Genomic DNA, 13,926 nt, shown 5'->3' with positions numbered 1-13,926 from the left:
AGCGTCGCTGCATGAAAAAGGGCGCCCGGAGGCGCCCTTCCTGTCCCTCGCCGCCTTGATCAGCAGCTGTAGTACATCTGATATTCCACCGGGTGCGGCGTGTGCTCGTAGGCGTAGACCTCTTCCCACTTGAGCGCCATGTAGCCCTCGAGCTGGTCCTTGGTGAAGACGTCGCCGGCGAGCAGGAAGTCGTGGTCCTTCTCCAGTTCCTCGAGCGCCTCGCGGAGCGAGCCGCAGACGGTCGGGATGGCGGCCAGTTCTTCCGGCGGCAGGTCGTAGAGGTCCTTGTCCGAAGCCGGGCCCGGGTCGATCTTGTTCTTGATCCCGTCGAGGCCGGCCATCAGCAGCGCGGCAAAGGCCAGATACGGGTTCGCCGACGGATCGGGGAAGCGGGCTTCGACGCGCTTGGCCTTGGGCGACTCGGTCCACGGAATACGGACGCAGCCCGAGCGGTTGCGGGCCGAGTAGGCGCGCAGAACCGGGGCTTCGAAGCCGGGGATCAGGCGCTTGTAGCTGTTGGTCGCCGGGTTCGTCAGCGCGTTCAGCGCCTTGGCGTGCTTCAGGATGCCGCCGATGAACCACAGGGCTTCCTGCGAGAGGTCGGCGTACTTGTCGCCGGCGAAGAGCGGCTTGCCGTCCTTCCAGATCGACATGTTGACGTGCATCCCCGAGCCGTTGTCGCCCTTCATGGGCTTCGGCATGAAGGTCACGGTCTTGCCATAGGCGGCCGCGACGTTCTGGATGACGTACTTGTATTTCAGGATGTTGTCGGCCTGCTCGGTCAGCCCGCCGAAGATCAGCCCAAGCTCGTGCTGGCAGGTCGCCACTTCGTGGTGGTGCTTGTCGACCTTCATGCCCATGCGCTTCATGGTCGAGAGCATCTCGCCGCGCAGGTCCTGGGCCTCGTCGATCGGGTTCACCGGGAAGTAGCCGCCCTTGTGGCCGGCGCGGTGGGCGAGGTTGCCCATCTCGTATTCCGAGTCGGTGTTCCAGGCCGCCGCGTCGGCGTCGATCTGGTAGGCCACCTTCGCCGGCGTCACCGAGTAGCGCACGTCGTCGAAGATGAAGAATTCGGCTTCCGGCCCGAAGTAGGCCACGTCACCGATGCCCGACGCCTTCAGGTAGGCCTCGGCCTTGACGGCGGTCCCGCGCGGGTCGCGGCTGTAGGCTTCGCCCGTGTCCGGCTCGACGACGTTGCAATGCACGCACATCGTCTTTTCCGCATAGAACGGGTCGATATAGACCGAGCCCGCGTCCGGGATCAGCTTCATGTCCGACTGGTCGATCGACTTCCAGCCGGCGATGGACGAGCCGTCGAACATGAAGCCTTCCTCGAAGAAGTCCTCATCGACGAGGTCGGCCACCAGCGTCACATGCTGGAGCTTGCCGCGCGGATCGGTGAAGCGGATGTCGACATATTCGACCTCCTCGTCTTTCATCAGTTTGAGAGCATCAGCTACTTTGCTCATAGTCTTCCCTTTGCTGAAGGATCGCTGTCGATGGGCCGGTTCTGCCGTGCCGGCCGCTGTTCCTTGGGGCCCCGTTCGGGGTCAGACCGCGTCCTCGCCGGTCTCGCCGGTGCGGATGCGGATGGCCTGCTCGACGGGGCTGATGAAGATCTTGCCGTCACCGATCTTGTCGGTGCGGGCGGCCGAGACGATCGCCTCGACGGCGGTCTCGACCATGTCGTCGGCGAGGACGACCTCGATCTTCACCTTCGGCAGGAAATCGACGACATACTCCGCTCCGCGATAGAGCTCGGTGTGGCCCTTCTGCCGTCCGAAGCCCTTCACCTCGGTGACGGAAAGCCCCTGCACGCCGGCGGCCTGCAGCGCCTCTTTCACTTCGTCGAGCTTGAACGGCTTGATGATCGCCTCGATCTTCTTCACGGCTCGACTCCCCCTTTGCCTAGTCCGAGAGCCACTGACCACTTCTCGCCGACAGGAACAATTGGCTAGGGTCGGGCAGCGACGTGAAGGCCGGGGAATCTGGCGGCAACGCACAAAAATGCAGCAAGGCGATCAGGCGATATGCAGGATAAGAACGCGGCGGAGCGCAAAACGGTTCAAACTGTCACATCTGCCCAAATGCGCGCCATCGAAGCGGCTGCAATGGAGGCAGGGACGGTCACGGGACTGCAACTGATGGAGAGGGCGGGCGAGGGCGTCGTGCAGGCCGTTCTTGCGCAATGGCCGCAACTTGACCGTGCGGCCGAGGCCCTCGTGCTCTGCGGCCCCGGCAACAACGGGGGCGACGGCTTTGTCGTGGCGCGGCTGCTTTGGGCGCGCGGCTGGAAGGTCACCGTCTTTGCCCACGGGTGGGAGGCGCTCTTTCCGCCCGATGGCGTGGCGCGCGAACCGGGGTCCCGCTCCGGCGGCGATGCCTGGACCAACGCGCGGCGCTGGCGCGACCTCGGGGGGGCCTGCCACCCGCTCGGGACGTTGCCCGAATTGGGGCGCGACCCGCCCGAACGGCTTCTGGTCGTCGATGCCCTCCTTGGGATCGGGCAGACCCGCCCGGCGGACGAGCTGCTGCGCCCGTTCTGGACGGCGTGGGATCGATGGAGCGAGAGCGGGCTCGAGATCCGCAAGGTCAGCGTGGATGTGCCGACGGGCTGTGATTGCGACACCGGCGAGCCGCTGGGCCAGCGTCCGTTCGAGCCCGATCTTGTCGTGACGTTCCATGCGGAAAAGCCCGTTCACGCCCGGCTCCGGGCCGAGGGCGTGCGCGTCGTCGTGGCCGACATCGGGCTGCCGGCATGATCCCGCGCGAGATCGGCCCCCCCGATCCGCAGCGCCTCGCCAAGCACGAGGGGCAGCACAAGTATGACCACGGCCATGCGCTGGTGCTGTCCGGCCCGCCCGGTCATGGCGGTGCGGCGCGGCTGGCGGCGCGGGCGGCGCTTCGGGTGGGGGCAGGGCTCGTCACGCTCGGCTGTCCCCGTGCGGCGGTGGCCGAGAATGCGGCGCGGCTCGATGCGGTGATGCTGCGCGCGGTCGATGCGGCCGAGGATCTCGAGCGGCTGCTCGAGGACCGGCGCCTGAACGCGATCTGCCTCGGGCCGGGGCTGGGGCTGGGGCCGATGCGGGCCGAACTGGTGTCGGCAAATCTGGTCTCGGGGCGCCCGACGGTGCTCGATGCCGATGCGCTGACGCTTCTGGCGCGCGACCCGTGTCTTGCCGCCCGCCTTCACCCCGCCTGCGTCCTGACTCCGCACGGGGGCGAGTTTCAGAGGCTCTACCCCGACCTCGTGTCGGTGCCGCGCCCCGATGCCGTGACGGCCGCCGCGGCGCGGTCGGGCTGCGTGGTCCTGCTGAAGGGGGCCGAGACACTGATCGCGGGGCCGGACGGGCTGGCGCTGCACGCAGCCACGGGGGCGGCCTCCGCCCCGTGGCTTGCAACCGCCGGCGCGGGCGACGTGCTCGCGGGCCTCATCGCCGGGTTACTCGCCCGGGGCCTGCCACCGCAGGAGGCGGCCGAGACAGGCGCCTGGCTTCATGCCGAGGCTGCGCGCCGCTTCGGTCCGGGCCTGATCGCAGAGGATCTGCCCGAGGCGCTGCCTGCCGTCTTCCGAAGTCTCGGGCTCTGAGGCGGCGCCGACAGGTCAGCCGTTCGCGGGGGCGACCTCGGGACAGGTCACCGGCTCGAGGGCGCCCGCCTGGATCGCGGCCGGCGCGGCGAAGGCTAGCGTCACCAGCCGCAGATCCGGCACGCGGAGGAGCCGCGTCAGCCGCCCGTCCACGATCCGCCGGGCGGGCACCGTCACCGGGCTGCGGCCATAGACGAGATCCGCCCGCTCGCCCCGCAGAAGCAGCGGCTGGTCCGCCGGTATCCGTTGCGCCCCCTCGGGCCGGCCATGCGCCATCGTGCCGGCGCCCACATGCACCACCTCGACATCCCGAAGCGTCTCCTGCCACACGCGCTCCAGCCGGATGGCGCCCGAGCGCGCGATCACCCGGTCTCCCTCGCGCAGCGTCTCGACCGGCAGGGTGCCGCGCAGCGTGTGCACGGCTGTTCCGGCCGCAAGCCGCACAAGATGCAGAAGCGCGGTCTCGCCTCGAGGAGTGGCGCCCATGGTCGTTCCTTTCCACCGTTTCGGTCGCGTCGGCGATGAATCACGGGGGATGGAGCATTTCTAAGGCAGGGAGGCGGAAGTTTGGGGCGAAGAGAGGGCACCTCGGCCCGCCGACGCTCGCTTTTCCTCTCGCATCGGCGCGGCCCCTTTGCTAGAAGGGCGCGGATTTTCGGGGCGTGCCTCTGGCGCGGCCCCCGAAGGCGGGTGTGGCGAAACTGGTAGACGCACCAGATTTAGGTTCTGGCGCCGAGAGGCGTGGGGGTTCAAATCCCTTCACCCGCACCAGAGGAACAAAGAGGACGGAAAGACATGCAGGTCACCGAGACCCTGAAGGAAGGTCTGAAGCGCGCGTACACCATCACGGTGACCGCCGCCGAACTGGACGCGAAGGTCCAGGAAAAGCTCGTCGAGGCGCAGCCCGACATCGAGATGAAGGGCTTCCGCAAGGGTAAGGTTCCGCTCGCGATGCTCAGGAAGCAGTTCGGGCCGCGCCTTCTCGGCGATGCCATGCAGGACGCGATCGACGGCGCCATGCGCGACCATCTCGAGACCTCGGGCGACCGTCCGGCGATGCAGCCGGAAGTGCGCATGGTCGATGGCGAGACCTGGAAGGAAGGCACCGACGTCGTCGTCGAGATGAAATACGAGGCGCTGCCCGAGATCCCCGAGATCGAGACCTCGAAGGTCACGCTCGAGCGTCTGGTGGTGAAGGCCGACGAGGCCGCCGTTGACGAGGCGCTGAAGAACCTGGCCGAGTCGGCCCAGAACTTCGAGGACCGCCGCAAGGGCTCCAAGGCCAAGGACGGCGACCAGATCGTGATCGACTTCAAGGGCTCGGTCGATGGCGAGCTGTTCGAGGGCGGCTCGGCCGAGGATTATCCGCTGGTGCTGGGCTCGGGCTCGTTCATTCCCGGCTTCGAGGAGCAGCTCGTCGGCGCCAAGGTCGAGGACGAGGTGACGGTGAAGGTGACCTTCCCGACCGAATACGGCGCGAAGCACCTCGCCGGCAAGGAAGCGGAGTTTGCCTGCACCGTGAAGGCGGTCAAGGCGCCGAAGCCCGCCGAGATCGACGACGAGCTGGCGAAGAAATACGGTGCCGAGGATCTCGCCGCGCTCAAGTCGCAGATCTCCGAGCGGCTCGAGGCCGAATACAAGGGCGCCTCGCGCGCCGTGCTCAAGCGCGCGCTGCTTGACCAGCTCGACACGATGGTCAGCTTCGAGCTGCCCTCGAAACTCGTCGAGGCCGAGGCGCATCAGATCGCGCACCAGCTCTGGCACGAGGAGCACCCCGAAGAGCACGGCCACAACCACGGCACCATCGAGCCCACCGACGAGCACAAGGCCCTGGCCGAGCGTCGCGTGCGCCTCGGGCTGCTGCTGGCCGAGATCGGCCGCAAGGCCGAAGTGACCGTGACGGACGCCGAGATGACCCAGGCGGTCCTCGCGCAGGCCCGCCAGTATCCGGGGCAGGAGCGTGCCTATTTCGAGTTCGTCCAGAAGAACCCGCAGATCCAGCAGCAGCTCCGTGCGCCGATCTTCGAGGACAAGGTCGTGGACCTGATCCTCGAGGGTGCAACGGTGACGGAGAAGGAGGTCGGCAAGGACGACCTGCAGAAGGCCATCGAGGCGCTCGACGAGATGTGATCCATTCGCGCTTCGCGAATGACAGGGCCGCCCCTCGGGGCGGCCCTTTGCATTGGAGCGTCCGGTCGCGGCACCGGCCCGCTTCACCCGCGCGGGGGGCCCTGCCCATGAAAAAGCCGCGCCGGAGGTCCGGCGCGGCTTCTCAAGGTGCTGTCGGGGAAGATTACTCTTCGTCCTGGGCGGCCCCGATCTCGTCGAACAGCTCGGCGATCTCGAAGTCGGCGGCGGCTTCCGCCTCGGCCGCCAGCTCCTGGATCGACTTGCCCGAAGCCTGCAGTTCGGCTTCTTCCGGCGAACGCGCCACGTTCAGCGTGATCTTGACCGCGACTTCCGGGTGCAGCGTCACGGTGACGGTGTGCAGGCCCAGTTCCTTGATCGGACGGTCGAGCACGACCTGGCCGCGGTCGACGGTGAAGCCGGCCTCGGTGGCGGCATCGGCCGCGTCACGGGTGGTGACCGAGCCGTAGAGCGCACCGGCGTCCGACGCCGAGCGGATCACGACGAAGCTCTGGCCGTCGAGCTTTTCGGCGACGGCGGCGGCCTCTTTCTTGGTCTCGAGGTTCTGCGCTTCGAGCTGGGCCTTGCGGGCCTCGAACGACTTGATGTTCGACTCGTTGGCGCGCAGCGCCTTGCCCTGCGGCAGCAGGTAGTTGCGGGCGTAACCGTCCTTGACGTTCACGACCTCGCCCATCTGGCCAAGCTTGGCCACGCGCTGGAGAAGGATGACTTGCATGTTCAGCTCCTCACTTCACGGCGTAGGGGAGCAGGGCGAGGAAACGCGCGCGCTTGATGGCGGCGGCGAGTTCACGCTGCTTCTTGGCCGAGACGGCGGTGATGCGCGAGGGCACGATCTTGCCGCGCTCGGAAATGTAGCGCTGCAGCAGACGGGTGTCCTTGTAGTCGATCGCGGGAGCATTGTCGCCCGAGAAGGGGCAGACCTTGCGGCGACGGAAGAAGGGTTTGTTGGCCATGTGATCTCTCCTCTGCCCGATCAGCGACGGAAGCCGCCGCGCTCGCCGCGGTCACCGCGGTCGGGACGGTCGCCCCGGTCGCCGCGCTCGCGCTCGTCGCGCTTCTGCATCTGGATCGAGGGGCCCTCGGCGTGCTTGTCGACCTTGATGGTCAGGACGCGCATCACGTCGTCATGGAGGCGCATCAGGCGCTCCATCTCCTGCACGGCCGCCGAGGGGGCGTCCGACTTCAGGAAGGCATAGTGGCCCTTGCGGTTCTTGTTGATCTTGTAGGCCATCGTCTTGACGCCCCAGTATTCGCGATCCACGACCTTGCCGCCGTTGTCCGCGAGGACCGTCGAGAAATGTTCGATGAGGCCTTCGGCCTGCGCGTTGGAAAGATCCTGACGCGAGATGAAGACATGCTCGTAGAGAGGCATGCGGTCTCCAGTTCTGTGGGGCGCATTTCATAGGTCGGGCCTTGCCTTCCGCGGCCCGTCCACGAGAGTCTGCGCCGGTTCGCATGAGTGCGGAAGGATGCGGCCTTATAGCGGTCTGGGCGCCGGACGCAAGCGCCAAGGCTGCGCAGAGCCCCCTTGACGACCCTCGCGCAAGCCACTACACGATACGCGCTCCGGCGGGTTGGCGGAGAGGTTACGCAGCGGATTGCAAATCCGTGAAGACCGGTTCGATTCCGGTACCCGCCTCCAGCATCTTCCTTGCCTTGAAGTCGTGCGTTTCCAACCGGGTGCATGTGCCGCCCCTCCTTCCGATTCGCGGCCGCCGCCGGGATCGGGCGACAGGGCGGCGCAAACGGGCATACGCGGCCGGAGGTGGTTTCCGGCGGGAATGGGATGCTCGGCCGTCTCTTGCCCACGGTTTCGGGCGGCGCAGCTATCGGCTCAGCGTGGCCTGCGTGAGGCGGGCGAGGGCAGCAAGGATCGGTTCGGGATCGGCCGAGCGTGGCAGGCGGCGGGCGGCCGCGGTCAGGGCCTCCTGCCGCTCCGGCCCCAGGTTTGCGAGCGCCGCTGCAAGCTCGGCCGGACCGGCGACGGGGAGGGCCGCGCCCATCCTGTCGAGGGCCGCGAAGATCTCGGTAAAATTGTGGACGGAGGGGCCGTGGATGAGGGCGGAGCCAGCCTCCATCGGCTCGAAGGGCGTGTGGCCGCCCCGCGGGGCCAGTGTGCCGCCGATGAAGGTCGTCCCACAGAGCCGATACCAGAGCGCCATCTCGCCCAGCGTGTCGGCGACATAGACCGGCGCATCCGGGGTCTCGCCGCGCGAGCGGAGGCTGGCCCGCAAGCCGCGGGCGGAGGCGAGCGCGGCGATCTCGGGGCCTCTCCGGGGGTGCCGGGGCGCGATCACGAGCAGATCGAAGCGGTGGCGGGCGGCAAGAAAGGCGTCGAGCACCGGCTCGTCCTCGCCTTCGTGGGTCGAGGCGGCCAGCAGGCAACGCGCGCGCGGCGGCGCGGCAAAGGGGGGCTCGACCGCGGCAGGCCGCACGCCCGCCTTGAGCACGAGCCGCGGCCCGAGCCGCTCGCGGGGCAGGCCCGCCGCGACGAACCGTCGCTCCGACTCCTCGTCCTGCGCCGAGAGCCAGTCGATCCGGGCGAGCGTCCGCCGCAGGAGGGCAGGGGCCACGCGCCGCCAGTTGCGCGCCGAGCCCTCCGACAGACGCGCCCCGATGGCCAGCACCGGGATGCCACCGGCGGCGCAGCCTGCGATCCGCTCGGGCCAGAGTTCGTTCTCGAGCACGAGGAGCGCGCGTGGCCGCCACCGCGCAAGGAAGCGCCGGGTGGCCCCCGCCGTGTCCCAGGGCGCAAGAACGGCCTCGGTGCGCGGGATGCCCCAGCCCCGGACCATCTGCCGGGCTGTCGGATTGTTGCAGGAAATCAGGATCCTGAGCGACGGGTCGCGCGCCAGGAACGCCTCGATCAGCCAGCGTGCCGAGGTGATCTCGCCATTGCTGGCCCCGTGCAGCCAGAGCGGCCGATCCCGGCTGCCGCCGCGAAGCGCGAGCCGTTCGGCGATCTCGCCCTCGGCGGCCCTTCCGCGCAGCCGCCGCCAGCCCGCGCCCATCAGCAGGAACGGCAGCAGCAGCATCAGGATGAGACGATAGAAGGTCACTCGTCGGGCCTTTCCCTTGTCGCGCCTTGTGACCCCGGACCCATCCGGAAGCAAGCGGCACATCCGAAATCGCGCCAGGCTGGCATATTAGAATTGATCTAAGTCAAGGAAAGCATCCCTGCGCAGGTTAGCCTCCGGTCAGCGCGTAAACGATTGCACAGGAGACCCCCATGCGCCTGATCCTCACCGCACTGATCGCGACCACGGCGCTTGCCGGCGCGGCACAGGCCGATGTCCTCCGGGACAAGGCGCTGGAATATTTCGCCCCGCTGCCCTCGACGGTGCCCGCCGTGAAGGGCAACCGGATCACCCCCGAGAAGATCGAACTTGGCAAGGCGCTCTTCTTCGATCCGCGGCTGTCGGCCTCGGGCGTGTTCTCGTGCTACTCCTGCCACAACCTGACCACGGGCGGCGACGACAACATGGAAACCTCGGTCGGCCACGGCTGGCAGAAGGGACCGCGGAACTCGCCCACCGTGCTCAACGCGGTGCTGAACGAGGCCCAGTTCTGGGACGGCCGCGCCGAGGACCTGAAGGCGCAGGCCAAGGGCCCCGTGCAGGCGGGTGTCGAGATGGCCAACACGCCGGCGCAGGTGGAACTGACGCTCCGCTCGATGCCGCAATATGTCGAGTGGTTCAGCGGCGCCTTCCCGGACGAAGCCGAGCCCACCAACTTCGACAACATGGCCAAGGCGATCGAGGCCTTTGAAGCGACGCTGATCACCCCCGCTCCGTTCGATGCCTTCCTGAACGGCGACGACGAGGCCCTGACGGCCGAGCAACGCGCGGGGCTCGAGCTGTTCATCGACAAGGGCTGCTCGAGCTGCCACTCGGGCGTGAACGTGGGCGGGCATGGCTACTATCCGTTCGGCCTGATCGAAAAGCCCGGCGCCGACATTCTGCCCGAGGGCGACAAGGGCCGGTTTGCCGTCACGGCGACGGTGGATGACGAATATGTCTTCCGTGCCGCTCCGCTGCGCAACGTGGGGGTGACGGCGCCCTACTTCCACTCGGGCAAGGTCTGGGATCTGAAGACGGCGGTGATGATCATGGCCGAGAGCCAGCTTGGCGAGACCATGACGGACGAGGAAGTCGGTCATGTCGTGGCCTTCCTCGACAGCCTGACCGGCACCATGCCGACGGTGACGACGCCCGTGCTGCCGCCGGAAACGGCCAGCACGCCGCGCCCGACCTCGGAAGTGAAGGTCGAGTGACGGCCACCGGGCCGGCCGGGCGGCTGTCCAGCCGGTCATGCGAAACGGGGGCGGCCTTCGGGCCGCCCTCTCTTGTGTCCGCGATGCCAGCGCCGCGACTGCGCGGGCCTATTTCTGAAGCTCGGTCCAGATCGCGGTGATGTATTCCTGCGCCTTCGGCCCGCAGGCCGGCAGGAACACGCCCTTGTCGGCGAACTCGGCCGGGATCACCACTTCGGGCGCCGTCTTCATGTCCTCGGGCAGGAACTCCTCGGCCCCGCTGACACCGGGCGAATAGCGCGCGAAGGCCGAGATCAGCGCCGCATTCTCCGGCTCGAGGATGAAGTTCAGGAACTGGTAGGCCTCTTCGACATTGCGGGCATCGCGCAGCAGCGCCACCGAATCCATGAAGGTGATGAAGCCTTCCCGGGGATAGCCATAGGCCACGTCGGGATTGGCGAGCCGCGCCCGCATCGAGGAGCCGGACCAGTTCACCGAGGCCGCCCAGTCGTTGTTCGAGAGCTTTTCGGTCGCGCCGTAATCCATCGAGATCCAGTGCGGCTTGGCGGCAAGCAGCAGGTCGCGCGCCTTCTTCAGCACCTCCAGATCCTCGGTGCAGGGCTCGCCGCCGGCATACATCGTGGCCAGCGCCACCACGTCGTTCATCTCGGGCACGACATTGACCTTGCCCTTCAGCTCGTCCGGCACCTCGAGCCAGACCGCCGAGGTGTTGATGTCGCCCGTGTAAACGGCGGTGTTGACCGAGATCGCGGTCGTGCCCCACTGCCACGGCACCGAATGGGCGCGGCCCGGATCCCACTCCACATCCTTCCATTCGGGGGCGATGTTGGCGTGGTTCGGGATCTTCGACAGGTCAAGCTCGGTCAGGAGGCCCTTGTCGCGGAAGATGCCCACATAGTTGGCCGAGGGCACCACGAGGTCGAAGCCGTGCCCGCCCGCCTCGATCTTGGCCAGCGCCGTGTCGTTGCTGTCGTAATCGGTGACCGTGACCTTGATCCCGGTCTCCTGCTCGAACTTCGCCAGAAGCTCGGCGCTCGTGTAGTTGCCCCAGTTGTAGAGGTTCAGCTCGGCCGCCCCCGCGAGGCCGGTCGAGGCGAGGAGCAGGGCTGTGGCTGCGATATGTTTCATCGGTCTCTCCTTGTTGGGTCGGCGGGTTCACTCCCGCTTTCGGGTGAGCAGGAAGAAGACGGTCAGCAGCGCCACGGTCAGCCCGAGAAGCGCGGTCGAGATCGCGTTGACCTCGGGTGTGATGGCCCGGCGCATCTGGCCCAGCATGTAGGTGGGCAGCGTGTCCTGCCCCGCCGATTTCACGAACTCGGTGATGACGACATCATCGAGCGAGATGACGAAGGCGAGCATCGCGCCCGCCGCGATCCCCGGCGCCATCAGGGGCAGGGTGACATGGCGGAAGGTCTGCCAGGGGTTGGCATAGAGATCCGCCGCCGCCGTCTCGAGGCTGAGATCCATCCCCTCGAGCCGGGCCCGGATCGGCAGATAGGCGAAGGGGATGCAGAAGGCGGAATGGGCGAGAATCAGGTAGCCGAGCCCGGAATAGCCGGTCGCCACCTTCACGCTCGCAAAGACGATCAGCAGCGCAACGGCGGTGACGATCTCGGGGACCATCAGCGGCTGGTTGATCGCCACATAGATGAAGGTCTGCCCGCGGAAGGCGGCCCTTCGGGTGGTGCCGAGGGCCGCCATCGTGGCGACCGACGTCGCGATGACCGAAGCCGCCGAGGCGATCACCAGCGAACGGGCGGTCGCCGCCTGCACCTCGCGGTTGGCCCAGGCCGCCTCGTACCAGCGCAGCGAGAAGCCGCCCCAGATCGAGATCGCGTTCGCGTCGTTGAAGGAATAGGCCACCAGCGTGAAGATCGGCGCGTAGAGCGCGAGGAAGGCGAGCCCGGCGACGAAGGTCACGCCCGGCAGGCTGGTGACGTCGAAGCTTCTACCCATGGCCGCTCTCCCGGCTTGCGGCGCGGACATAGACCAGAAGCGCCACCATCACGATCGCCAGAAGCAGCATCGAGAGCGCGGCCCCCAGCGGCCAGTTCCGGCCCTGCCCGAACTGAAGCTCGATGAAGTTGCCGATCATCATGTTCTTGCCGCCGCCCAGCACCCGCGGCGTGACATAGGCGCCGAGCGAGGGCACGAAGACGAGGATCGAGCCCGCGACGATGCCGGGCCTGACCAGCGGCAGGATGATCCGGCGCAGCACCTGCCAGCGGCTGGCATAGAGGTCGTAGGCCGCCTCGAGGAGCCGCATGTCAAACCGGTCGATCGCGGCGAAAAGCGGCAGCACCATCAGCGGCAGATAGACGTAGGTCATGCCGATCAGCACCGCCGTGTCGGTGTAGAGGATCTGGATCGGCCGCCCGATCAGCCCGGCCCGGATCAGAAGCGTGTTCAGGATGCCCTCGTTGCGGATCACCTCGTTGATGGCGAAGGTGCGGATCAGCAGGTTGGTCCAGAACGGAATGGTGATGAGGAAAAGCCAGAGCGCCCGCCGGTTTGGCGGGCGCGTCGCGATGAACCAGGCGGTCGGAAAGCCCACGGCGAAGGTGATGGCCGTCGTCATCAGGGACAGCTTGACCGAGCGCCAGAAGATCGCAAGATGCGCATCGGCAAGGCTGACCTCATCCGAGAAGATGTCGCGGGTGAAGAACACCTCGAACCAGGCCTCGGACGAGAACTCCCAGATCACGCCGCCATACTGGCCCTTCTCGAGAAAGCTGTAGATCAGCACCACCAGAAGAGGCCCCGAGGCCGCGAGGAAGAGGATCGCAAGCGCGGGCGCCGAAAGGAGCCAGCCGCTGCGCGCGCTGTCGCGGCGGGCCATCTCAGTCCCCCAGGAGCTGCACGGCGCCCGGCGCAAAGCGCAGCCCCGCGGGCTGGCCGGGCTCCAGCCCCGGATCGCCCGAGGCGCTGCTCTGCAGCCGTGCCACCACCTCCGTCCCGTCGGCCAGCGCAAGATGGCAATGGGTGTCGGTGCCGAAATAGACCAGATTGCGGATCGTGGCGGGCAGGGCGCCCGGCTCGTCCGGCGGCACGAGGCGCACCTGTTCGGGGCGCACCGCGACCGTCACCCGCCCTTCGGGCCCGCCCTCGACCGCGAGTTCGCCCCCCGCCTCGAGCGTGACGCGCCCGCCCGCGTGACGCGCGGGCAGGAAGTTCGTCTCGCCGATGAAGCTGGCCACGAAGCGGTTGGCGGGCCGCGTGTAGATCTCGCGCGGGGGGCCGATCTGGAGGATGCGGCCCGCGCTCATCACCCCGATCCGGTCCGACATGGTCAGCGCCTCCTCCTGGTCGTGCGTCACGAAGACGAAGGTGATCCCGGTCTCGTTCTGAAGGCGCTTCAGTTCGATCTGCATCTCCTTGCGCAGCTTGAGATCGAGCGCCGAGAGCGGCTCGTCCAGCAGCAGCACCCGCGGCTGCGGCGCCAGCGCGCGTGCCAGCGCCACGCGCTGCTGCTGCCCGCCCGACAGCTGCGCCACCCTCCGCCCCGCCAGCGCCTCGAGACGCACGAGCGCCAGCATCCGCGCGGTGACATTCTCGATCTCGACCCGCGGCTTGCCCTGCATCCTGAGCCCGAAGCCCACGTTCTCGGCCACCGTCAGATGCGGAAAGAGCGCGTAGCTCTGGAAGACGGTGTTGATCGGGCGGCGGTTCGGCGGATCGGCCGTGATGTCGCGCCCGTCGAGCAGGATCGCCCCCGAGGTCGGCGCCTCGAATCCCGCGATCAGCCGCAAGAGCGTGGTCTTGCCGCAGCCCGAGGGCCCGAGCAGGGTGAAGAACTCGCCCCTGCGGATGCCGACCGACACATCGTCCAATGCGCGAACGGCCACCTCTCCCTGCCCGAAGGCCTTGACGACATTGCGCGCTTCGACGGCTGTGGGTGCGGTCAAGGAGGGCCTCC

Annotated in this window: 15 protein-coding genes and 2 tRNA genes; 6 read left to right on the top strand and 11 right to left on the bottom strand. The window is 67.8% G+C overall.

Annotated elements, in window-relative coordinates:
- Positions 1-59 precede the first annotated feature (59 nt).
- A complete protein-coding gene (gene glnA, locus FG154_RS07950) occupies positions 60-1,469 on the bottom strand; it encodes a type I glutamate--ammonia ligase (protein WP_145106339.1) in 1,410 nt (469 codons plus the stop codon).
- Positions 1,470-1,550: 81 nt separating this feature from the next.
- On the bottom strand, positions 1,551-1,889 hold the full coding sequence (locus tag FG154_RS07945; RefSeq protein WP_011908380.1) for a P-II family nitrogen regulator: 339 nt from the start codon (positions 1,887-1,889) through the stop codon (positions 1,551-1,553).
- 198 nt (positions 1,890-2,087) lie between these two features.
- Between FG154_RS07945 and FG154_RS07940 the strand changes: the two genes are divergently transcribed.
- Complete coding sequence (locus FG154_RS07940; RefSeq protein ID WP_145106337.1) at positions 2,088-2,762, top strand: NAD(P)H-hydrate epimerase; 675 nt, start codon at positions 2,088-2,090, stop codon at positions 2,760-2,762.
- Positions 2,759-3,589 carry an NAD(P)H-hydrate dehydratase gene (locus FG154_RS07935; protein ID WP_145106335.1) on the top strand — a complete coding sequence of 277 codons (831 nt, stop codon included), beginning with the start codon at positions 2,759-2,761 and terminating at the stop codon, positions 3,587-3,589. The genes FG154_RS07940 and FG154_RS07935 overlap by 4 nt, the downstream gene beginning before the upstream one ends.
- Before the next feature lie 15 nt (positions 3,590-3,604).
- Here FG154_RS07935 and FG154_RS07930 read toward each other — a convergent pair whose 3' ends face one another.
- A complete protein-coding gene (locus tag FG154_RS07930) occupies positions 3,605-4,075 on the bottom strand; it encodes a Hint domain-containing protein (RefSeq protein ID WP_145106333.1) in 471 nt (156 codons plus the stop codon).
- A 200-nt stretch (positions 4,076-4,275) separates the two neighbouring features.
- On the opposite strand from FG154_RS07930, the gene FG154_RS07925 reads away from it, so the two are divergent.
- Together FG154_RS07925 and tig are read left to right on the top strand one after the other, a co-directional pair.
- Positions 4,276-4,360: transfer RNA gene (locus tag FG154_RS07925), tRNA-Leu, on the top strand.
- A gap of 24 nt (positions 4,361-4,384) precedes the next feature.
- Positions 4,385-5,719 (top strand): trigger factor, encoded by a 1,335-nt coding sequence (tig, locus tag FG154_RS07920; RefSeq protein WP_145106330.1) that lies wholly within the window; start codon positions 4,385-4,387, stop codon positions 5,717-5,719.
- Positions 5,720-5,882: 163 nt separating this feature from the next.
- On the opposite strand, the gene rplI is transcribed toward tig, so the two are convergent.
- From rplI to rpsF, 3 genes are read right to left on the bottom strand one after another with little or no spacing between them, the layout of a single operon-like run.
- The gene (gene rplI, locus FG154_RS07915; RefSeq protein ID WP_145106328.1) at positions 5,883-6,452 is read right to left on the bottom strand and encodes a 50S ribosomal protein L9; all 570 of its coding nucleotides are present in this window, start codon (positions 6,450-6,452) and stop codon (positions 5,883-5,885) included.
- Between the two features lie 10 nt (positions 6,453-6,462).
- Positions 6,463-6,690, bottom strand: coding sequence for a 30S ribosomal protein S18 (gene rpsR / locus FG154_RS07910; protein ID WP_002720283.1), 228 nt, complete (start codon positions 6,688-6,690; stop codon positions 6,463-6,465).
- A 20-nt stretch (positions 6,691-6,710) separates the two neighbouring features.
- The gene (gene rpsF, locus FG154_RS07905) at positions 6,711-7,109 is read right to left on the bottom strand and encodes a 30S ribosomal protein S6 (protein WP_011908384.1); all 399 of its coding nucleotides are present in this window, start codon (positions 7,107-7,109) and stop codon (positions 6,711-6,713) included.
- A gap of 196 nt (positions 7,110-7,305) precedes the next feature.
- Here rpsF and FG154_RS07900 point away from each other — a divergent pair.
- Positions 7,306-7,379: transfer RNA gene (locus tag FG154_RS07900), tRNA-Cys, on the top strand.
- Positions 7,380-7,563: 184 nt separating this feature from the next.
- Here the strand turns inward: FG154_RS07900 and FG154_RS07895 are convergent.
- Positions 7,564-8,796, bottom strand: coding sequence for a 3-deoxy-D-manno-octulosonic acid transferase (locus FG154_RS07895; protein ID WP_145106326.1), 1,233 nt, complete (start codon positions 8,794-8,796; stop codon positions 7,564-7,566).
- A gap of 170 nt (positions 8,797-8,966) precedes the next feature.
- Between FG154_RS07895 and FG154_RS07890 the strand changes: the two genes are divergently transcribed.
- Positions 8,967-10,010, top strand: coding sequence for a cytochrome-c peroxidase (locus FG154_RS07890; RefSeq protein WP_145106324.1), 1,044 nt, complete (start codon positions 8,967-8,969; stop codon positions 10,008-10,010).
- A 108-nt stretch (positions 10,011-10,118) separates the two neighbouring features.
- Here the strand turns inward: FG154_RS07890 and FG154_RS07885 are convergent, their stop codons facing one another.
- The 4 genes from FG154_RS07885 to FG154_RS07870 are packed head-to-tail and all read right to left on the bottom strand — an operon-like array spanning position 10,119 to position 13,915.
- Positions 10,119-11,138 (bottom strand): extracellular solute-binding protein, encoded by a 1,020-nt coding sequence (locus FG154_RS07885; protein WP_145106321.1) that lies wholly within the window; start codon positions 11,136-11,138, stop codon positions 10,119-10,121.
- 27 nt (positions 11,139-11,165) lie between these two features.
- Entirely contained in the window at positions 11,166-11,966 is an 801-nt protein-coding gene (locus FG154_RS07880; RefSeq protein ID WP_145106319.1) for an ABC transporter permease, read from the bottom strand.
- Complete coding sequence (locus tag FG154_RS07875) at positions 11,959-12,849, bottom strand: ABC transporter permease (protein ID WP_145106317.1); 891 nt, start codon at positions 12,847-12,849, stop codon at positions 11,959-11,961. The genes FG154_RS07880 and FG154_RS07875 overlap by 8 nt, the downstream gene beginning before the upstream one ends.
- 1 nt (position 12,850) lies before the next feature.
- Complete coding sequence (locus FG154_RS07870; RefSeq protein WP_145106315.1) at positions 12,851-13,915, bottom strand: ABC transporter ATP-binding protein; 1,065 nt, start codon at positions 13,913-13,915, stop codon at positions 12,851-12,853.
- Positions 13,916-13,926: the final 11 nt, after the last annotated feature.

The organism is Cereibacter sediminicola (assembly GCF_007668225.1).
GTDB lineage: Bacteria > Pseudomonadota > Alphaproteobacteria > Rhodobacterales > Rhodobacteraceae > Cereibacter_A > Cereibacter_A azotoformans.
The sequence above is the reverse complement of the archived record's forward strand: the minus strand, read 5'-3'. Positions and strand labels throughout refer to the sequence as shown.

What these genes read in the sequence shown, in the direction of transcription:
- tig (WP_145106330.1), top strand. Translation starts at nt 4,385, where the DNA reads ATGCAGGTCACCGAGACCCTGAAGGAAGGTCTGAAGCGCGCGTACACC.
- FG154_RS07885 (WP_145106321.1), bottom strand. Translation starts at nt 11,138, where the DNA reads ATGAAACATATCGCAGCCACAGCCCTGCTCCTCGCCTCGACCGGCCTC.
- FG154_RS07930 (WP_145106333.1), bottom strand. Translation starts at nt 4,075, where the DNA reads ATGGGCGCCACTCCTCGAGGCGAGACCGCGCTTCTGCATCTTGTGCGG.
- FG154_RS07890 (WP_145106324.1), top strand. Translation starts at nt 8,967, where the DNA reads ATGCGCCTGATCCTCACCGCACTGATCGCGACCACGGCGCTTGCCGGC.
- FG154_RS07875 (WP_145106317.1), bottom strand. Translation starts at nt 12,849, where the DNA reads ATGGCCCGCCGCGACAGCGCGCGCAGCGGCTGGCTCCTTTCGGCGCCC.
- FG154_RS07940 (WP_145106337.1), top strand. Translation starts at nt 2,088, where the DNA reads ATGCGCGCCATCGAAGCGGCTGCAATGGAGGCAGGGACGGTCACGGGA.
- FG154_RS07935 (WP_145106335.1), top strand. Translation starts at nt 2,759, where the DNA reads ATGATCCCGCGCGAGATCGGCCCCCCCGATCCGCAGCGCCTCGCCAAG.
- rpsF (WP_011908384.1), bottom strand. Translation starts at nt 7,109, where the DNA reads ATGCCTCTCTACGAGCATGTCTTCATCTCGCGTCAGGATCTTTCCAAC.
- rplI (WP_145106328.1), bottom strand. Translation starts at nt 6,452, where the DNA reads ATGCAAGTCATCCTTCTCCAGCGCGTGGCCAAGCTTGGCCAGATGGGC.
- rpsR (WP_002720283.1), bottom strand. Translation starts at nt 6,690, where the DNA reads ATGGCCAACAAACCCTTCTTCCGTCGCCGCAAGGTCTGCCCCTTCTCG.
- FG154_RS07880 (WP_145106319.1), bottom strand. Translation starts at nt 11,966, where the DNA reads ATGGGTAGAAGCTTCGACGTCACCAGCCTGCCGGGCGTGACCTTCGTC.
- glnA (WP_145106339.1), bottom strand. Translation starts at nt 1,469, where the DNA reads ATGAGCAAAGTAGCTGATGCTCTCAAACTGATGAAAGACGAGGAGGTC.